Origin of the sequence: Xanthomonas sp. NCPPB 3005 (assembly GCF_041228095.2) — a bacterium.
Taxonomy (GTDB): Bacteria; Pseudomonadota; Gammaproteobacteria; order Xanthomonadales; family Xanthomonadaceae; genus Xanthomonas_A; species Xanthomonas_A bonasiae.
This window is the reverse complement of sequence record NZ_CP166096.2, coordinates 320,125-339,540: the sequence shown is the minus strand read 5'-3', so window position 1 is coordinate 339,540 and position 19,416 is coordinate 320,125. Positions and strand designations below refer to the sequence as shown.

Genomic DNA, 19,416 nt, shown 5'->3' with positions numbered 1-19,416 from the left:
GTTCGTCATGACTAGCGGGGGCGTGGCCCTGCGCCTGGTTTAGGGGAGAAAACTCGATGCGATATCCGATGCGTGTCCTGCTGCTGAGCATGGCCTGTGCGACCGCCTGCGCGGCGCAGGCGCAAGCCGCTGCCGACGGCCAAGCCGCGGCCAGCCAGGTGAACATTCCCGCCGGCCCGCTGCGCGCGGCGCTGGAGGCGCTGGCGCGGCAATCCGGCGCGCAGCTGATCTACCGCGCCGACCAGCTCGACGGCGCGCGCAGCGCCGGCGCGCACGGTCAATTGGACACCGCGCAGGCGCTGCAACGCGTGCTGCACGGCAGCGGCTTCGTCGCCCAGCGCGATGCCTCCGGCGCCTGGCTGGTACGCCGCCAGGAGCCGGCCCCGGCAGCGCCGCGCGCGCAACCGGTGCGCGCCACGCTGCCCGCCGCCGCGCCCGCCGAACCGGTCGCCGAACTGCAGACGCTGCAGGTCACCGGTTCGCGCATTCCGCGCGCGCAACTGGAAGGGCCGGCGCCGATCAGCGTGATCAGCGCCGAACAGATCAAGGCCAACGGCTTCACCTCGGTCCCGGACGTGCTGCGCGCGATGACCCAGAACGGCGGCGAGACGCAGAGCCCGCAGTCGGCCAGCGGCGCCGACTTCTCGCCCGGCGCGCAGCAGGTGGACCTGCGCGGGCTCGGCCCCAACCACACCCTGGTGCTGGTCAACGGCCGCCGCATCGCCGACTTCCCGATGCCGTTCAAGGGCCGCAGCAACTTCACCGACATCTCCAACATCCCGCTGGGCATGATCGACCGCATCGAGATCCTGACCGGCAGCGCCTCGGCGATCTACGGCTCGGACGCGATCTCCGGCGTGGTCAACTTCATCCTCAAGAAGCAGGCCGACGGCACCACCCTCGACTACCGCTTCGGCGACACCAGCGGCGGCGGTGGCGACAGTTTCAACCTGAGCATCAGCAGCGGCTTCTCGCGCGGCGCGTTCGATGCGGTGTTCGGCGCCGAAGCGGTGACCCAGAATCCGTTGTGGGCCTACCAGCGCAGCCGCCAGGACAGCACCCTGGACGGCCCGACCGTGCGTTCGCAGGTGCCGCGCCGCACCTTCCTGCGCACCGACTACGACGACAACTATCTGGATCCCGGCGCGGCCACCTGCGAGGCGGTGTCCGGCCTCAACCGCGGCAGCACCGGCTACGCCTCGCGCCCGGGCTACGGCGAGTTCTGCGGCAGCAGCGCGTCGATCGGCTACGGCACCATCGGCAACAAGCGCCGCGGCATCAACGCCTACGCCTCGCTGAGCTACGCCTTCGACGGCGGCACCGAGTGGTTCGCCGACCTGCAGCTCGGCTACCACGAGCTGTCGCTGTTCCGCGACGTGACCCAGTGGGGCTACATGGCCGCGGACGGCAACGAGGAAGGCTATTTCTACAACCAGGCCACGGACCAGATCGAGGCCTGGGGCCGCCAGTTCAGCCCCGAGGAAATGGGCGGGCTCGATGCCGGCACCATCCGCACCCGGCAGAAGACCTTCAGCCTGACCACCGGCTTCAAGGGCAAGCTGGCCACCGACTGGGACTACGAGGCCAGCCTCAGCCATTCGCAGTACCAGGCCACGATCAGCTGGCCGCAGATCGTCGCCGAGCGTGCCAACGCGCTGTTCCTCGGCGAGCAGTTGGGCGTGGACGAAGACTCCGGCCTGCCGATCTTCAACGCCGACCCGCAGCGCCTGTACACGCCGCTGACCCGCACCGAATACGACAGCATCGCCCAGCGCAGCGTGTACCAACCGCGCTCGCGCACCGACACCGCCGCCTTCACCGTGACCAATCCCAGCCTGTTCGCGCTGCCCGGCGGCGACGCCGGGCTGTCGGCCACCACCGAGTTCGGCAACCAGGGCTACGACCTGCGTCCGGATCCGCTGGCCACCCAGTACTACTACTACAGCTGGAAGGATTCCGACGGCCACGGCAGCCGCAACCGCTGGGCGCTGGCCAGCGAGCTGCGCCTGCCGGTGCTGTCGACGCTGGCGCTGAGCCTGGCCGGACGCTACGACCAGTACCGCTTCTCCGGCCGCACCCTGGGCAAGTTCACCTACAGCGGCGGGCTGGAATGGCGGCCGCTGGACACGCTGCTGCTGCGCAGCTCCTACGGCACCGCGTTCCGCGCGCCGGACCTGCACTACATCTACGCCGGCGCCGGCAACGACGAGACCTCCGGCGTGGACTACTACCGCTGCGCCAGCGAAGAACCCGGCGTGGCGATCGAGGACTGCAGCTACAACGACGAGGCGATCATCCGCGGCCGCAGCGGCAACCGCAAACTGGACCCGGAAACCAGCACCTCGTGGACCGCCGGCTTCGTCTGGTCGCCGCGACCGGAGCTGGACGTGTCGGTGGACTACTTCGACATCGACATGCGCAACCAGGTGCAGGACCTGCGCGTGGACCAGGTGCTGCGCGACGAATCCGACTGCCGGTTCGGCAACCTGGATGCGGCCTCGACCACCTGCCAGCAGGCGCTGGCGCGGGTCACCCGCAGCGCCGACGGCGACCTGTACGGGGTCTACGTCAACCCGATCAACATCGCCCGCGAAAGCACCAGCGGCATCGACCTCAGCACCCACTACCGGCTGGACACCGGGATCGGCACCTTCCGCTTCAGCGGCAGCTACACCTGGGTGCGCCGCCACGACATCCAGGTCTACGCCGGCGAAGCGATGGTGGACGAATTCGCGGTCAACAGCGGCTACGACATCCCGCGCAGCAAGGCCAGCGCCAGCGTGTCGTGGGAACGCAAGGCGTGGTCAGCGACGCTGCACGGCGAGCGCCTGGGGCGCCTGCCCAGTTCCGATTCCTACGACCAGGTCTACGACCCGGACAGCGGCGACAGCCCGTGGATCGGCGCCACCTACCGCTACAACGCCTCGGTGCAGTACCGCATCGGCGACCACGCGCAGCTGTCGCTGGCGGTGACCAACCTGTTCGACAAGATGCCGCCGCGCGACCGCACCTACACGTCGTATCCGTACTACGACGTGTCCTGGTTCGACACCGTGGGCCGCAGCCTGTACCTGCAGTACACGCACAAGTTCGGCGGCAGCGCGTTGTAGCGGCGCCGCCGCCGGCACCGCGGCCAGGGCGTTTTTCGACCCTTTGCAGGTCGCGGCGACCTTGTGGGAGCGACTTCAGTCGCGACGGGCCTTACCAGTAGAGCCCGTCGCGACCGAAGTCGCTCCCACAGCACTGCGCCGGCCGCAAGACGCCGGGATGTCGCAACGCTATCGGCAGCAGCGCGGCGACGTCGGCCCGCATGTCGGCGCTGGTGCGGAACAGCGGCCTTGCGAGAGGTTGCAGGTACGCGCCCCTGTAGGAGCGGCTTCAGCCGCGACAGGATGCTACCGGTAACGCCCGGTCGCGGCTGAAGCCGCTCCTACAGGAAGCGCATTCGCATCGAAGTGCCGCCCGGCCTCACAACGTATCGCGATGCTTGCCGCGCCACGGCCGGTACCAGGTGCGGATCGCGGCGATGTCGGCGTGCATGTCGGCGCTGGTGTGGAACAGCGGGCCGAGACCGACGGTGCGGCTGGGGTAGTCGAAGTACACCGGGAAGATCGGGATCTCGGCGCCATGCGCGATCTTCCAGAAACCGACCTTCCACTTCTCCACCCGCTTGCGCGTGCCTTCCGGCGTGATCACGTACCACATGCGCGGCGCTTCCCGGATCAGCGCCACCGCCTGCTCGACCACGCCGCGCGGCGACTTGCGGTCCAGCGGGATGCCGCCGAGCTTGCGCAGCAGCGGCCCCAGCGGCCACCAGAACAGCTGGGTCTTGCCGAGCACGCGCACCTCGAAGCCGACCGCGAACTTGACCGCGAAGCCGAGGAAACCGTCCCAGTTGGACGAATGCGGGGCGACGATCATCACCAGCTTCGGCACGTCCGGGAACTCGCCCACCACCCGCCAGCCGGTCAGGCGCAGCGCGGTGCGGCCGAGCCAGCGGCCGAAGCGGCTGGGCTTGACCATCGGCATGTTCGGGGTCGCGGGGGGCAACGAAAAATCGCGTTCGCTCAAAAGTCACTCCCAGCGGCCGGGCGAACGGCCGCGTTTGATCTGGCTGCGCTCGCGCTTGGCATCCAGGCGCCGCAGCTTGGCGCCATGCGAGGGTTTGGTGGCGATGCGCCGTTTCGGCACCGACAGCCCGGCGGCGATGAACTCGGCCAGGCGCTGGCGCGCATCGTCGCGGTTGCGGTCCTGGGTGCGGAAGCGCTGCGCATCGATCACCAGCACGCCCTCGGCGGTGATGCGCCGGTCGCGCCGCGCCAGCAGCCGCGCACGCAGCGGCTCCGGCAGCGACGGCGAGCCGGCCAGATCGAAACGCAGCTCCACCGCAGTGGAGACCTTGTTGACGTTCTGCCCGCCGGCGCCGCTGGCGCGCACGAAGCGCTCGACGATTTCGCTTTCCGGAATCGCCAGGCTGTTCGAGATGTGGATGGCCCCGGTACCCATCCGCGAATTGTAGGGCATCCGCCAGACGGCTTGATTTTCGACGGCCTGCGGGCTGAACGGCCGGGCGCAAGCGGCGTCGGCGACTACGGCGCCGCCTGCCGCCGTCCCAGGGTTGGGTCCCGAGCGGCGGCGCATGACCTGGACCCCGGCTGCAGATCGGCGACAAGGCACCGACACCGACCCATGGCCCGCGGGATGAGCACGCCACCGCACGCTCGACACCGACCAGGCCACGCCGCGCGCCTTGCGCTGCCATTTCGACAGCGCCGACCAGTTCCGCACGGCAGCGCCGGACTGCTGCGCTATTTCGAGCCGGCCCGCTCGCGCATCGCGCGCCGGGTCCGGCGAAGCCGCGGGAGACCGAATCGCGGCAAGCGCGCAGACGGCGAGGCCGCGGCGATTCCCGTATCCTGGCGGCCGGTCATAGCCTTGCAGGACGCTCGATGAATCCGACCCCGCTCCTTTCCCGTCGCTGGCCGCAGCGCCTGCTACTGGCCGCGCTGCTGGCCCTGGCCGCGGCTCCCGCCCTGGCCGAGCCGCCCAGCGATGGCGACGTCAACCGCCTGCTGTCGGCCTCGCGCGCGCAGAACATGCTCGACAGCATGCTGCCGCAGATCGAGGCGATGCAGCGCCAGCAATTCGCGCAGCTGACCGCGCAGCACCCGCTCGACGCGGCGCAGCAGCAGAAGGTGCAGCAGATCCAGGAGCGCACCCAGGCCACCGTGCGCAAGGCGCTGTCGTGGCAGGAAATGCGCCCGCTGTACGTGAACCTCTACAAGCAGTCGTTCTCCAAGCAGGACGTGCTGGCGATGGCCGAGTTCTACGAGAGTCCGGCCGGCCAGAGCATGCTCGACAAGACCCCGCAGCTGATGCAGAACCTGATGGGCGCGATCCAGCAGAAGATCACCCCGCTGTTCGTCGACCTGCAGAAGGACCTGGAGCAGACCGTCAACACGCCGCCGGCGGCGAAGAAGTAGTCCTGCCGCGGCAACCGCGCCGCGCCCCTGCGCGCGCGCGACGCCTGCACTGCGCTGCGGCTGTCGGAGCGGTTCCGGGTGGCCTCGGGCCATCAACCGCGACGAACGAAGCAGCGAGCGTTCCGGTCTCGGCAAGGACCTGGGTCAAATGCTCCCGAGCACGGCCAAAACACCTCCTCTTGCAGCCATGACACCTGTAGGAGCGGCTTCAGCCGCGACGGGCTTTACCGGTAATGCCCGTCGCGGCTGAAGCCGCTCCTACAGGGCGTGCTGACCGGTCAGCCAGCGGCTTCGCCCGGCGTATCCAGCAAGCGTTCCGCCTCGCCCCGCGACCACGGCGCCGCCGCCCACCCGAACAAGCCGAACGCGCGCACGAACTCGGCATCCAGCGGCGCGTTCACCTCGATCCGGCGCCCGTCCGGATGCGGAAACGCCAGCCGCTCGGCATGCAGCAGCATGCGGTGCACGCCCTGCATGCGGAAGATCCGGTTGTGGCGGCCGTCGCCATGACTGGTGTCGCCAATCAGGTGATGCGACAGATGCTTGAGGTGGCGGCGGATCTGGCGGAAACGCCCGGTCACCGGGCTGCAGCGCAACAGCGCGTAGCGCGAGGTGCCGAACTCGCCGGACGGCACCTGCAGTTCGCCGCAGGCCAGGCGCTGGAAGCGGGTCTGCGCCGGCTTCTTCAGCGGCTTGCCGGGGCCGCCGTCGAGGTCGTGGTCGACGTCGAAGCGCTCCTCGGCCGGCCAGCCGCGGCAGATCGCCAGGTAGTCCTTGTCCACCTCCCCGCCCATCAGCGCCTTGCCCAGCGCGCTGGCGGTGTCGCGGTCGAAGGCCAGCAGCAGGCAGCCGCTGGTGGCGCGGTCGAGCCGGTGCACCAGGAAGATCGGCCGTCCCAGTTGCGCGCGCAGGCGATCGGCGAGGAAGTCGTCCTCGCCGCGGGCCAGCTTGCTGTCGTGGACCATCAGCCCGGCCGGCTTGTCGACCACGGCCAGGAACGGGTCCAGATAGAGGATCTGCAGGGAATCGGGGGAAATGCTCACCGCCGGATTATCCGCGCCCGGCGGCCCCGGCCACAATGCGCGCGTCACGCAGCGTCCCATGGCCGGCCGTTGACGCCGCCGCGCCACCGCTCGACGATGATCCTCCCCCATGTTGCGGAGAGTCCCGATGAAGCGCTGGCTGTTGTTGTCGCTGCTGACCGTGGTCCCGCTGGCGCATGCGCTGGACCTGCCCTACGACGCCGCGGCCGACGCCAAGGCGCAGGTGCGGCAGGCGCTGGCCGCCGGCAAGAAGGCGCACAAGCCGACCCTGCTGATCTTCGGCGCCAACTGGTGCGGCGACTGCCGCGCGCTCGACGCCTCGCTGCACACGGCCAAGAACGCGGCGCTGGTGAAGGCGCATTTCGAAGTGGTCAAGATCGATGTCGGCAACTTCGACCACAACCTCGAACTGAGCCAGGCCTACGGGGACCCGATCCAGAAGGGCATCCCGGCCGCGGTGGTGGTCGGGGCCGACGGCAAGACGCTGTACACCACCAAAGCCGGCGAGCTGGCCAATGCGCGCAAGATGAGCGATCAGGGCATCTACGACTTCTTCGCCAAGGTGGCCGCGGTACCGTCAGGACATTGAGCCGCGGCGTCCACGGCGATGGCTGCCGGTGGCGGCCGGCAGCCTCATCGGTGCCATGGTGTGTCGCTTCCGCGCAAGTCGCGCCGCGTTCGCGCGAACGCTGCCATGTCATCGCATGGGCTCGCGTCCTCCCGTTTCCTGCCCCATGCACGCGCAGGCGTGGCGCGACCTGCTGATGGGTGGATGACACGCCTACAGCAGCTGGATCCCGAAGCGGCGCACGCCCAGCGCCAACGCAGCGAAGCAGGCGATGGTCAGCAGCGCGCACGCGGCCAGCGTCCACCAGAAGCCCAGCCGCGGCAACAGCAGCGGAAACGCCAGGAACATCGGCAGCGTCGGCAGCACGTACCAGAACGTGTACCAGGCATGGTTGGCGATCTTGGCCTGCGGCTGCCGCTCCAGGTGCAGCCAGATCAGCGTCAGCAAGGTCACCAGCGGCAAGGCGGCGATCAGTCCGCCGAGCCGGTCGCTGCGCCGCGCCACCTCGGAAATCGCCACCACCAGCGCGGCGGTGATCAGGTACTTGCCGACGATCCAGGGCATGCGCAGCTCCCAAGAGTTGAAAAACGCAGGACGCGGCCAGCGCGGGGCGTTCGATTGCGGCGGCGAAGCGCCTAGCGCCGCCACCACGCCGAGAGCAGGCTGACCACGCCGATGCCGCCGGCGATCCAGGCCCATAGCGAGGCCCCGCCGAGTTGCGGCCCGCCCGCGTGGAGCGCGTACAGCAGCACGGCGACGGTGAGCAGGCCCACGCCGGTGATCGCGGTCACCACGCGGCGCTGCATGCGCAGCAGGATCAGATTGAGGTCGGACAGGTCGCGCGAGCGCATCGACAGCTCGTGGCCGCCTTCCACCTGCTGGCGCAGCCAGCTGTGCACCAGGCGCGGCATGTCCGGCGCATGGGTCATGATTTCCGGCAGCCGCTTGCGCAACTCCTGCACCGCGCGTTGCGGACTGTAGCGCTCGATCAGGATGCGCTCGAGCACCGGCCGCGCCACCGCCCAGATGTCCAGCTCCGGGTCCAGCTGGCGGCCCACGCCTTCGATGTTGAGCAGGGTCTTCTGCAGCAGGATCAGCTGCGGCTGCAGGGTCAGCTGGTAGCGTTGGGCCACGCGGAACAGCTTGATCAGCACCTCGGCCAGCGAGATCTGCGACAGCGGCCGGGTGAAGTACGGCTCGCACACCGAGCGCGCCGCCGCCTCCAGTTCGTCGATGCGCACGTTGGCCGGCATCCAGCCCGCCTCCACGTGCAGCTCGGCCATGCGCCGGTAGTCCTTGTTGAAGATGGCCATGAAATTCTCGGCCAGGTAGTACTGATCTTCCTGCGACAGCTGGCCCATGATGCCGAAGTCCAGCGCGATGAAGCGCGGGTTGATCCGTCGCGCCGGATCGCTGTCCACCCAGATGTTGCCGGCGTGCGCATCGGCATGGAAGAAGTTGTCGCGGAACACCTGCGTGTAGAACACGCGCACGCCCTTGGCCGCCAGCGCCTTGCGGTCGATGCCGGCGGCATCGAGCGAGGCGATGTCGTCGGAAGGAATGCCGCGCACCCGTTCCAGGGTCAGCGCGCGCTCGGCGGTGTGGCTCCAGATCACCTCCGGCACGTACATGTCGTCCGAATGCAGCCAGAAGCGGCGCAGCACGCTGGCGTTGGCGCCTTCGCGCTGCAGGTCCAGTTCCGCGGCCAGGGTGGTCTCGATCTCGGCCACCACTTCGCGCGGGCGGATCTTGTCGGCGCGCGGGTGCGCGCGATCGACCAGGGCGGCGGCGGACTTGAGCAAGGCGATGTCGGCGTCGATCTGCCGCTCGATGTCCGGGCGCAGCACCTTGACCACCACTTCGCGGCCGTCGTGCAGCGTCGCCGCATGCACCTGCGCGATCGAGGCCGAGGCCAGCGGCGTGGTGTCGAAACTGGCGAAGGCCACGCCGATCGGCTGCCCCAGCGCCTGCTCGACGATGCGCCGCGCGGCCTCGCCGTCGAACGGGCGCACCCGGTCCTGCAGCAGGGTCAGTTCCTCGGCCACGTCCGGCGGCATCAGGTCGCGGCGGGTGGACAGGATCTGCCCGAACTTGACGAAGATCGGCCCCAGGTCCTGCAGCGCCAGGCGCAAGCGCGCACCGCGCGACTGCGCGGCGATGTCCGGGCTGGCGCGCGGCACGAACGGCTTGGCCAGGCGCAGCCAGCGCTCGGCCGGGGTGCCGTCGAGCAGGTCGTCCAGGCGGTAGCGCAGGATCACCCGGCCGATGCGGCTGGCGCGGAACATCGCCTTCATGCGCCACGTCCCGGCTGCAGCCGCGCCACGCGCGCGGCCAGGCGCTCGATGTCGTCGCGCACCGCATCCACATCGTCGTAGAACGCGTCCAGCTCGGCGCGCGGGACCACGTCGCGCGATTCCTCGGTGACGAATTCGGCCGCGCTCTGCGCCAGGTCCTGCGCGCTGCGCTGGGCCTGCTGCAGCGCCGCGCGCGCCGCGTTGGCGAACTGCACGCCGAGCACGTCGCCGAACACCTGGGTGAACGGGCGCTGCCAGTCCGGGTCGAAACGCCCCGCCAACTGCTGCAGGCGCCGCGCCAGCTCGGCATCGCCGGACACCCGCACCCGCCCACCAGTGCTGGCCCCGCGCCGCGCCTGCGCCAGGAACGGCAGCTGCGCGAACAGCCCGCCGAGGGTGCTGCGCACCGCCAGGTCCGGCTCCTGCGCCGCATCCACCGGGCCGACCTGCAGGCGCGTGCCGTCCACGCGGATCTGCAGCGCCAGCGCCGGCGCGTCCAGGGTCAGCGCCACGCGCTGGCCGTCGAGACCGCGCAGCGCCTCGCGGGTATCCGGGTCCAGCGCCAGCGCGCGGTTGAGCGCCGCTTCCAGCGCGCGGCCGGCCAGGGGCTTGAGGGCATCGAAGGGAGATCCAGGCATGCCGCGCATTCTAGCGGCAGACACGTCGCCGCACCGTGCGAGCGGCAGACTGTGAAGCGTGCCGCGCTACTGCGCCTGCGCGCCGCCCAGATGTTTGCTCAGGAACGCCAGCAACTGGGTGTAGTAGGCGCGCCGGTGCGGCTCGGTGTAGAAGCCATGGCCCTCGTTGGGGAAGTACAGCGACTCCACCGGCGCGCCGGCTTTCTTCAGCGCCTTTTCCATGCGCTCGGTGTGCTGGATCGGCGCACGCTCGTCCTTGCCGCCCGCGGCCAGGAACACCGGGATGCGGATGCGATCGGCCAGATTGACCGGCGAGCGCGCGGCCAGGGTGCCGCGTTCGCCAAGCCAGTCGCCGGCCCAGTTCTTTGCCCAGCGCGCTCGCCTGGCCTGGTCGCGGTACATCGTCTCCAGGTCGTATACCCCGACGTAGCCGGCGGCGCAGCGGTACAAGCCCGGCTCCCTGGCCGCGCCCATCAACGCCGCGTAGGCGCCGTAGCTGGCGCCATAGATGCAGATGCGCGCGGCATCGGCGATGCCCTGCGCGGCCGCCCAGCGCGTGGCATCGGTCAGGTCGTCCTGCATGCGGCCGCCCCATTCCTTCGCCCCGGCCTGGGTGAAGGCACGGCCATAGTTGCCCGAACCGCGGTAATTGACCCGCAGCACCGCATAGCCCGCCGCGGCGAGCAGTTGCGCGTCGTCGTCGAAATCCCGCGCGTCGAACACGCCGAACGGCCCACCGTGCGGCAGCAACACCATCGGCAAGGGTTTACCCGCCTCGGCATGCAGCGGCAGGGTGAGATAGCCGTGCAGCGGCAAGCCATCCCTGGCCTTGAAGCTGACTTCGCGGCTGGGCGGGACCTGGTCGGGCCGGAACCATTCGCGCCGGCTGAACACGCGCTTGGCCGATTTGTCCGTGCTGTCGAACAGGAAATAGTCGCCGTTGTTGCGGTCGCTCCAGACGTAGAGCAACAGCAACCGGCGATCGGCCGTTGCCGAGGTGATGAACACCGCATCGCCGTTGAACGCCTTTTCCAGCGATCGATACAGGCGCGAGGTCGGCGCGTTGTCGTCGAAGAAACGGTTGTGCATCCGGTCGCTCATGAACGACACGCCGATCGGCGTCTTGCCGTCCAGGTCGCGCAATACCCGGTACGGGTCGACCTGCTCGTCGCGCAGCAAGGGCGAATAGCGGTCGGTCGCCGGATCCCAGGACACCACCGCATCCGGGCCGCTGGCCTGCTCCACCTGCAGATAGGCGAGCTTGTCGTCGGCGGAGAATCCCAACGGATAGGCGCGATGGAAACTGGCGGCTTCGTCGTTGATCAGCCGCCACGGCGTGGCATTGTCGTCGCGGTAGTAGAGCTTGCTTGAATTTCCGGTATCGGCGCCGTTGGCGAAACGGACGCGCCCGGCGTGGTCGGCAACGAAGTCCGCTCGCGAGACCGGCGCGGTCGCCACGGGCGTACGCCGGTGATTGTAGATGTCCAGTTTATCGATATGGACCGTCGGGTCGCTGGTCTGCTCCACCACCGACACCAGCACGTTGCGCGGATCCTGCGGCAGCGTATCGAGCATGTACACCGACGGATCCAGGCCCACCTTGAGCGTGGCCGCGTTGACCGCGTCGTTCATCCCATACGGGCTGGCCAGCAATCGGGGATTCTTGCCGTCGGCATCGATGGCGTGCAGCTGCCCGATCGCCACGGGCTCATCGCGCGTGCCGAAACGCTCGGCCATCGACACCACGATGCGCTCGTCGTTGGCCCACCAGAAATCGTCGATCACCGAGTCGGCGCCGCCGATGATCCTGGCCGAGAGCTGCTTGTCGCTGCGGCGAACGACCACCAGCCCGGTCCGGTCCTCCATCGGCTGGGTGACGGCATAGTAGGCGCCGGTCGGCGAGATCTTGACCCGCTCGAACTGGTCGCGCTTCAGATACGGGGCCAGATCCAGCGGCGGCGGCTCGGCCTGCGCGCATGCCATGCCGGCCAGCGCAAGGCCGGCCACGAACGTCCAACGTCGCATCGAGTGCATCCCCTGTCCCCTGAGCGACCTATGTTGGCAAGCTCCGCGAACGGCGTCCATCCCCCGCCACAGTCCGCGGAGCCCTGCGCGTGCGTCGCAGATACCCTCTCCCGCGACGCGCGGCGATGGCCCATGCTATCGCCCCTTCATCGGGCAATGACGGAGCCGCGACATGCGCAAGATCCGGGTCGGCATCATCTTCGGCGGCAAGTCGGCCGAGCACGAGGTCTCGCTGCAATCGGCGCGCAACATCGTCGATGCGCTGGACCCGCAGCGTTTCGACGCCACCCTGATCGGCATCGACAAGCAGGGCTGCTGGCACGCCAACGAGCGCGACGGCTTCCTGCTGCATGCCGACGATCCGGCACGGATCGCGCTGCAGCGCAGCGGACGCGGCGTGGCGGTGATCCCCGGCGACGACACGCAGCCGTTGCGCGCGCTGCAGCCGGCACAGGCACTGGAGCAGATCGACGTGGCGTTCCCGATCGTGCACGGCACGCTGGGCGAGGACGGCTCGCTGCAAGGCCTGTTGCGCATGGCCGGACTGCCGTTCGTCGGCTCCGGCGTGCTCGGCTCGGCGCTGGCGATGGACAAGGACGTGGCCAAGCGCCTGCTGCGCGACGCCGGGCTGGAGGTGGCGCCGTTCGCCTGCATCCGCCGCCGCGATGCGACGCAGGCCGATTTCGCCGCGCTGGCCGCGCAGTTCGGGCTGCCGTTGTTCGTCAAGCCGGCCAACCAAGGCTCGTCGGTGGGCGTGAGCAAGGTGCACGATGCGGCCGGCTTCGATGCGGCGCTGGCGCTGGCCCTTGCCTACGACCACAAGGTGCTGGTGGAAGCGGCCATCGATGGGCGCGAAATCGAATGCGCCGTGCTCGGCAACGACGCTCCGCAAGCCAGCGTCTGCGGCGAGGTGGTGGTGCACGACGCGTTCTATTCCTACGAGACCAAATACATCAGCGAGACAGGCGCCGAGGTCGTGGTGCCCGCCGCGATCGACGAGGCTACCCAGGAACGCATCCGCGCCGTCGCGTTGCGCGCCTACGCCGTGCTGGAATGCGCCGGCCTGGCGCGGGTGGACGTGTTCCTGACCGGCGACGGCCGCATCGTGATCAACGAACTCAACACCCTGCCCGGCTTCACCCGCATCAGCATGTATCCGAAGCTGTGGCAGGCCAGCGGGCTGAGCTACCGCGCGCTGATCACGCGCCTGATCGAGCTGGCGCTGGAACGCCATGCGCAGGATGCGGCGCTGCGGAGCGCGGTGGCCTTGCCGGGATCCGGCGAATAGCGCGGCGGCCATGCAATGGCGCGACTCCGGCGCCAGCGGCGCGCACAAAAACGAACGGCCCGCCGCACCGGATGTCTCCGGTGCGGCGGGCCGTTCGCGATGCAGCGCGGGCGACTACACCTTGCCGCGACGGAACATCGAGATCACGGCCAGGATCAGGAACACCACGAACAGGATCCAGGCGATGTTGGTCGCGGCGCCGGCGATGCCGCTGAAACCGAGCACGGCCGCAATGATGGCGATGACGAAGAAGATGATGGCGTAATGCAGCATGGCAAGGTCCAGAAGTTGTCGTGCCGAATCGGCGCGCAGGTATCTTCGGAAACCGCCGGTCGTCAGGAAGTGACGGAAGTGTCGCGGCGCCATGACGACGCCAGCCGCTGCAGGCCCTGCTCGATCGAAACCTGCGGCACATAGCCGAAATCGCGCCGCGCCGGTTCCATGCTGTACCAATGCGGCGTGCACAGCTGCTCGGCCAGGAAGCGGGTCAGCGGCGGCTCGCCGCGCAGGCGCAGCAGCGGCCACAGCGTTTCGCAGGCGGCGCCGATGCGATACGCCGCCTTGAACGACAGGGTCTTGGTCACCGGCGGCGCGCCGACCGCGGCCAGCAGCTTGTTCAGCAACTCGCGCATCGGCAGCGGCTCGCCGTTGGAAATGAAGTACGCCTTGCCGGCGCAGGCCGCACCGACGCGCAGATGCTCGAATGCGTCGAAATGCGCCTGCGCGGCATTGTCGATGAAGGTGGAATCGACCCGGTTGTCGCCGCCGCCGACCAGGCGCACGCGGCCGGCCTGTGCGCGCTCGACCAGCTTGGGCAGGATCTGATTGTCGCCCGGCCCCCAGATCAGCCGCGGCCGCAGCGCCACCACCGCCAGCTGCGCGTCGTTGGCGGCGAGCACCGCGCGCTCGGCGATCGCCTTGGTCGCCGCGTACGGCGCCTGGAAGTTCTCGCCGTACGGCACCTGGTCCGCGCCCAGGCCTTCGACCGGATGCGTGGCGCGATGGGTCACGCTCGGCGTGGAGGTGTAGATCAGGCGGCCCACGCCATGCGCGCGGCAGGCGGCCAGCACGTTCTCGGTGCCGACCACGTTGGGCTGGTAGTAGCTGTCGTAGCTGCCCCAGGCACCGGCCTTGGCCGCATTGTGGAACACCGCCTCGGCCCCTTGTACGGCATGGTGCAGCGCCTGCGCATCGGTCAGGTCGCCGCGCACCTGGGCCACGCCCAGCGCCTGCAGTTCCGGATAGTGGCCGCGGTTGTAGCTGATCACCTCGTGCCCGCGCGCGACCAGCCCGCGACACAGCGCCTGTCCCAGGAATCCACCACCGCCCGTCACCACTATCTTCATCGCGCCGCACCGTTCGCACCAGGGCGCACACGATAGCCGGGGTCGCCGGGGAAGGCGATCCGCGCGGCGGCGGGCGACGCCGCTGCGCACGCCAAGCCATTGATATTTCGGAACTTCATAATTCTTCACCGTGGCATCAGGCACTTCATCCACGGTGCTGGCGCAGTGCGCGGACCGCTTCCTTCCGGAGTTCCACCATGTCGCGCCTCCCGTTCCTGCTGTGCACCTTGTTCGCCCTCGCCGCGCCTGTCGTCCATGCCGCGCCCGCCGCCACAATCACCACCGCCATCACCACCGCCACCGCGCCGCCAGCGCTCGGAGACGGCTGGAAGGTCGCCGACGCCAGGGCCACCGGCTGGAACATGGCCACGCTCGCGGCACTGGAGCAGGCCATCGCCGACGGCAAGGCGCCGGACACCAGCAGCGTGCTGATCGTGCGCGACGGCGCACTGGTCTACGAACGCTACTTCGGCGATGCTGATCGGCAGACCCTGCAAGACACCCGCTCGGCGACCAAGAGCGTCACCGCGATGCTGGTGGGCGCAGCGATCGACCGCGGCCGCCTGGCCGGCGCGCAGGCCAAGGTCTACGACGCCTTCGGCGACCGCCATTGGCAGCAGCCGGACCCGCGCAAGCGCGCGATCACCGTCGAGGACCTGCTGACGATGAGTTCGCAGCTGGAGTGCGACGACGAGAACGCGTTCTCCAGCGGCAACGAGGAACGCATGTATGTCAGTGCGGACTGGACCCAGTTCGCGCTGGACCTGCCGATCAAGGGCTACGCGCCATGGATGCGCCGCCCCGAGAACAGCCCGCACGGCCGCGCCTTCGCCTACTGCACCGCCGGCAGCTTCCTGCTCGGCGCGCTGGTGGAGAAAGCCACCGGCCAGCACCTGGAAGACTTCGCCGCGCAGGCGCTGGAACGGCCACTGGGCATCACCGACGTCCACTGGGGCCGCTCCGCCGAGGGCGTGGGCATGGGCGGCGGCGGCACCCGCTATCGCAGCCGCGACCTGGCCAAGTTCGGCCAGTTGCTGCTCGACCAGGGCCGCTGGCACGGCCAGCAGGTGCTGCCGGCGGACTGGGTGCGGGCGATGACCACGGTGCACGCGCAGGCGCGCGAGGACGCCGACTACGGCTATCTGCTGTGGCGTTTCCGCTTCCCGGTGCGCGGCGTGGAGCGCGGGGTGTGGGCGATGTCCGGCAACGGCGGCAACTACGTGTTCGTGCTGCCCGAGGAACGCCTGGTGGTGGTGATCACCCGCGGCGCCTACAACACGCCGAAGATGCACCCGCAGTCGCAGGCGCTGCTCGCCGACTACGTGCTCAAGGCGCTGCCGTAGCCGCGCCGGTTTCCTGCGGCAGCAGGCCGGCGCGGCGCACTTGCGCGCGCTGGGCGGCGATGTCGGCCTGGTTGCGCGCCAGCAACGTGGCGAAGCCGGCCTGCGTGCGCAGCGGCGCCAGCAGCGGCGACACTCGCAGGTAGGCCGCATCGCGATAGCCGGCGGCCTGTGCGCGGCGCAATGCATCCAATGCCGCGTCCGGGTCGCCGGCCAGTTGCAGCAGCAGCGCCGCATCCAGCCCATCGAGTGGGTCGGCGCCACCCGCGAGGCTGCGCAACAGGTCTTGCGCCCGCGCCCGCAACGCCGGCGCGGCGGGCCGCGGCTGCGCGTCCAGCGTCCATGCCAGCGTCTGCGCCAGGCTGCCCTGCGGACGCAGCCGCAGCGCATGCAGACTGGCCTGGCGCGCACGTGCCGCATCGCCCTGCGCCAACGCCAGTTCCGCCTGCAGCAGGTACAGCCCGGCGTAGTCGGTGCCGCGCCCCAGCGCCTCGTCCAATGCCGCCTGCGCTTCGGCGGTGCGGCCATGCGCGAACAGGAAACTCGGCCAGGCCAGGTTGGAGAACGCGCTGTCCGGATACAGCTGGAAGCTGTCGCGATAGCGCGCCTCGGCGGCGCTGACGTAGCCGAGCAGGTTGAGGTTGCTGGCGATCTGGATCGGCAGGAACCGCACCCGCGCCGGATCGCGCACCTGCAGGTTGGCGGCCAACGCCTGCGCCAATTGCCCCTTGCGCTCGTACAGATACGCAGCCGAGCCGCGCACTGCATCGGCGCCCGGATCCAGCTGCAGCGCGCGCTCGTAGGCGGCCAGCGCCGCCGCGTACTCGCCGCTGCAATCGTGCGCGTAGCCGAGTGCGGCATGCGCGGCGGCCAGCTGCGGCTGCGCCGCGATCACCTGCGCCGCCAGGCGCCGCGCGAGCGCGACGTACTGCGCATCGCCGCCGTACTGGCACACGCGCGCGCTGTAGGCGCGACTGAGCCCGAGCAACGCGCGCGGCTCGTCGGGGACTTGCTGCAGACGCTGCCGGTACAGCGCGATCGCGCGTTCGTTGTCGTCGCGCTGGCCGATGCCGGCGTAATACTCGGCGCGTTGCAGCAGCGGTGACGCCGCCGCTTGCGGCGGCGGCGCAGACCACGACCACGCCAGCGCCGCCAGCGTCCCGACACCGAGCGCCACGACTGCCGCGATCGCGATGCCACGCCAACGCGGTCGTCGCGGTGCCGGTGCGTCGTCTCTGTCGCCGTCGTCTTCGTCGCTGCGCACCGGTGCGCACAGCTGGTAGCCCTGGCCACGCACCGAACGCAGATAGCGCGGCTGTCGCGAGGCATCGCCCAGCGCCTGCCGCAGCAAGCGCACGCGCTGGGTCACGGTCTCCTCGTTGACCAGCGCCGGCGCCCACACCTGCGCGATCAGTTCGTCGAAGCCGACCACGCGCTGGCCCTGCTGCAGCAGGTAATGCAGCAGGCGGAAACTCAGCCCGCCCAGTTCCAGCGCCACGCCGTCGCGTTCGACCCGCTGCCGCGCCACGTCGATGCGCAGGTCGTCCAGCCGGTAGCGCTCGCCCATTGCGGCGGCCTCAGCGCACGCGGTCCTTGGCCCACAGCGCCAGCTTCTCGCGGCCGATCTTGGCGTTGTGGCGGATATCCACCGGGAAGCCCGGATGACGCAGGAAATCGGCGATGCCGGCGGTGTGCGCATGCGTCTGCGCCAGCGCGCGCAGCACGGCGTCCGGCTGCGCCGGCGGCGCCACGCCCGCCTGCAGTTCGTAGCACAGCACCGGACGCTGCGCGCCCGCCTCGCCGATCCCGACCAGCGCGCTGCGGCGCAGCCACGGCAAGGTGTTGAAGATCGGTTCGACCTGCTCCGTGTACAGCGGCCCCTGCGCAGTCTCCACGCGCTGGGTCTTGCGCCCGCAGAACCACAGCCGGCCCTGCGCGTCGAAATAGCCGATGTCGCCCATGCGATGCACGATGCGCTCGCTGCCGTCGTCCAGGCGCTCGCGGATCTTGGCGATGCGCGTGGCCGCATCGCGGTTGAAATAGGTGTCGGTGGTGGTCGGCCCAGCCACGGTGATCTCGCCGACCGTACCCGCCGGCAGCTCGCGCACGCCCGCCCACTCAGGAATAGCCGCATCGTCGATGGCGATGATGCGCACCACGTTCGGCGCCACCACCGCGCCGACGCAGGTGCCGGCGCCGGTTTCGGTGGCCGCGCGCGTGTCTTGCAGTTCGCGGCCTTCGATCGCCGCCACCGGCAGGCACTCGGTGGCGCCGTACGGCGTCCACAGCTTGCCGTCCTCCGGCAGCAGGCTGCAGATCTTGGCCACGATCTCCGGCGGCACCGGCGCGCCGGCAGAAGTGGCGCAACGCACGTTCGGCAATGGACGGCCGTAGTCGGCCAGTACCCGCATCAGCGCCGGCGAACCGAACAGCTGGGTCACCCCGAAGCGGTCGATCGCATCGTGCAGCTTGCGCGGATCGGCGCTGGCCGGCCGCGTCGGGTCCATGTCCGGGATCACCGAGGTCAGCCCCAGCGCCGGATCGAACAGGGCGAACGGCGGGAAGGTCGGCAGGTCGATGCCGCCGGCCTGCATGTCGAACGCGTTGCGCATCAGTTCGATCTGGCCGACGAAATGGCGATGCCGGTAGACCACGCCCTTGGGCACGCCGGTGGAGCCGCTGGTGAACAGGATCGCGGCCACGTCGTCGGCCGCGGTGTCGGCCAGCTGGCTGCCGGCGCCGCTGCCGGCACGCTCGATCTGCGCCAGCGTGGTACCGCCCCAGGCCCAGCGCCGGCCCACGGTGACGATGCGCTGCGCCGAGCGCGCCCAGCCCAGCAGGCGCCGCGCCAGCTGCGCCAGCGGAATGCCGATGAACGCCTCCGGCTGCGCCTCGTCCAGGCATTGCTTGAGCGCGCGCTTGTCGATGCCCGGATCCACCAGCACCGGTACCGCACCGGCCTTGAACAGCGCGAACATCAGCAGGAAGAACTCCGGCGACGGCCGCACCATCACCACCGTGCGGGTGCCGCGGCCGATGCCGTAGCCGCCCAGCCCGGCGGCGATCGCGTCGCTGCGCGCATCCAGCTGCGCATAGCTCAGGGTCACGTCGTAGGCGGCCAGGCCATTGGCGCCGCGGCCGCCCGGGCAGCGGATGGCGATCTGGTCGGGGCGCTCGCGGGCCAACGGCGGCAGCGTCGCGGCGATGTTGCAGATGGGGGTCGTGGTCATCGGCCGATTATCGCCGATGGCATCGCCATGCCGCCAAGGCATGTCATGCAGTGCCGAGCAGGTCACGTTGGATCGTCAGGTCGCCAGTTGGTGCTGCGTGGCGCAGCGACTGAGGGGCGCGTCATGGTTCGGGACTGCACACGCGTCCACGTCCGCTCTCT

The 19,416-nt window shown here is 69.9% G+C and carries 16 protein-coding genes; 5 read left to right on the top strand and 11 right to left on the bottom strand.

Features of this window, described 5'->3' with window-relative positions; genetic code table 11:
• Positions 1–68 precede the first annotated feature (68 nt).
• Complete coding sequence (locus AB8810_RS01545; protein WP_369915341.1) at positions 69–3,110, top strand: TonB-dependent receptor; 3,042 nt, start codon at positions 69–71, stop codon at positions 3,108–3,110.
• A 358-nt stretch (positions 3,111–3,468) separates the two neighbouring features.
• On the opposite strand, the gene AB8810_RS01540 is transcribed toward AB8810_RS01545, so the two are convergent.
• Both AB8810_RS01540 and arfB read right to left on the bottom strand, forming a co-directional pair.
• Positions 3,469–4,071 (bottom strand): lysophospholipid acyltransferase family protein, encoded by a 603-nt coding sequence (locus AB8810_RS01540; protein WP_179571100.1) that lies wholly within the window; start codon positions 4,069–4,071, stop codon positions 3,469–3,471.
• 3 nt (positions 4,072–4,074) lie between these two features.
• On the bottom strand, positions 4,075–4,506 hold the full coding sequence (gene arfB, locus AB8810_RS01535; protein WP_179571101.1) for an alternative ribosome rescue aminoacyl-tRNA hydrolase ArfB: 432 nt from the start codon (positions 4,504–4,506) through the stop codon (positions 4,075–4,077).
• Positions 4,507–4,949: 443 nt separating this feature from the next.
• Here arfB and AB8810_RS01530 point away from each other — a divergent pair, with 443 nt between their 5' ends.
• Complete coding sequence (locus AB8810_RS01530; RefSeq protein WP_179571102.1) at positions 4,950–5,483, top strand: DUF2059 domain-containing protein; 534 nt, start codon at positions 4,950–4,952, stop codon at positions 5,481–5,483.
• Positions 5,484–5,761: 278 nt separating this feature from the next.
• On the opposite strand, the gene AB8810_RS01525 is transcribed toward AB8810_RS01530, so the two are convergent.
• Positions 5,762–6,586 carry a pseudouridine synthase gene (locus AB8810_RS01525; protein ID WP_369915339.1) on the bottom strand — a complete coding sequence of 275 codons (825 nt, stop codon included), beginning with the start codon at positions 6,584–6,586 and terminating at the stop codon, positions 5,762–5,764.
• A 67-nt stretch (positions 6,587–6,653) separates the two neighbouring features.
• Between AB8810_RS01525 and AB8810_RS01520 the strand changes: the two genes are divergently transcribed.
• Positions 6,654–7,115, top strand: a complete 462-nt coding sequence (locus tag AB8810_RS01520) for a thioredoxin family protein (protein WP_191826592.1) — start codon at positions 6,654–6,656, stop codon at positions 7,113–7,115.
• Between the two features lie 192 nt (positions 7,116–7,307).
• Here the strand turns inward: AB8810_RS01520 and AB8810_RS01515 are convergent, their stop codons facing one another.
• The 4 genes from AB8810_RS01515 to AB8810_RS01500 form a co-directional block, all read right to left on the bottom strand.
• A complete protein-coding gene (locus tag AB8810_RS01515; RefSeq protein ID WP_206257305.1) occupies positions 7,308–7,658 on the bottom strand; it encodes a DUF3147 family protein in 351 nt (116 codons plus the stop codon).
• A gap of 71 nt (positions 7,659–7,729) precedes the next feature.
• Positions 7,730–9,388 (bottom strand): ubiquinone biosynthesis regulatory protein kinase UbiB, encoded by a 1,659-nt coding sequence (ubiB, locus tag AB8810_RS01510; protein ID WP_179571106.1) that lies wholly within the window; start codon positions 9,386–9,388, stop codon positions 7,730–7,732.
• Positions 9,385–10,026: an SCP2 domain-containing protein gene (locus AB8810_RS01505; protein ID WP_369915338.1), complete on the bottom strand. Its 642-nt coding sequence runs from the start codon at positions 10,024–10,026 to the stop codon at positions 9,385–9,387. Before AB8810_RS01505 ends, ubiB begins: the two co-directional genes overlap by 4 nt.
• 66 nt (positions 10,027–10,092) lie before the next feature.
• Positions 10,093–12,051 (bottom strand): alpha/beta hydrolase family protein, encoded by a 1,959-nt coding sequence (locus tag AB8810_RS01500; RefSeq protein ID WP_369915336.1) that lies wholly within the window; start codon positions 12,049–12,051, stop codon positions 10,093–10,095.
• A 172-nt stretch (positions 12,052–12,223) separates the two neighbouring features.
• Here AB8810_RS01500 and ddlA point away from each other — a divergent pair, with 172 nt between their 5' ends.
• Positions 12,224–13,339 carry a D-alanine--D-alanine ligase gene (gene ddlA / locus AB8810_RS01495; RefSeq protein WP_369915334.1) on the top strand — a complete coding sequence of 372 codons (1,116 nt, stop codon included), beginning with the start codon at positions 12,224–12,226 and terminating at the stop codon, positions 13,337–13,339.
• A 114-nt stretch (positions 13,340–13,453) separates the two neighbouring features.
• Here ddlA and AB8810_RS01490 read toward each other — a convergent pair whose 3' ends face one another.
• Together AB8810_RS01490 and oleD are read right to left on the bottom strand one after the other, a co-directional pair.
• On the bottom strand, positions 13,454–13,612 hold the full coding sequence (locus tag AB8810_RS01490; RefSeq protein ID WP_003468167.1) for a DUF1328 domain-containing protein: 159 nt from the start codon (positions 13,610–13,612) through the stop codon (positions 13,454–13,456).
• A 62-nt stretch (positions 13,613–13,674) separates the two neighbouring features.
• Positions 13,675–14,685 (bottom strand): 2-alkyl-3-oxoalkanoate reductase, encoded by a 1,011-nt coding sequence (gene oleD / locus AB8810_RS01485; protein WP_179571110.1) that lies wholly within the window; start codon positions 14,683–14,685, stop codon positions 13,675–13,677.
• Positions 14,686–14,882: 197 nt separating this feature from the next.
• Between oleD and AB8810_RS01480 the strand changes: the two genes are divergently transcribed.
• A complete protein-coding gene (locus AB8810_RS01480; protein WP_369915332.1) occupies positions 14,883–16,028 on the top strand; it encodes a serine hydrolase domain-containing protein in 1,146 nt (381 codons plus the stop codon).
• Here the strand turns inward: AB8810_RS01480 and AB8810_RS01475 are convergent.
• Both AB8810_RS01475 and oleC read right to left on the bottom strand, forming a co-directional pair.
• A complete protein-coding gene (locus tag AB8810_RS01475) occupies positions 16,012–17,592 on the bottom strand; it encodes a winged helix-turn-helix domain-containing protein (RefSeq protein WP_369915331.1) in 1,581 nt (526 codons plus the stop codon). The two genes, AB8810_RS01480 and AB8810_RS01475, sit on opposite strands and share 17 nt — an antisense overlap.
• Positions 17,593–17,602: 10 nt before the next feature.
• Positions 17,603–19,255: an olefin beta-lactone synthetase gene (oleC, locus tag AB8810_RS01470; RefSeq protein ID WP_369915330.1), complete on the bottom strand. Its 1,653-nt coding sequence runs from the start codon at positions 19,253–19,255 to the stop codon at positions 17,603–17,605.
• Positions 19,256–19,416: the final 161 nt, after the last annotated feature.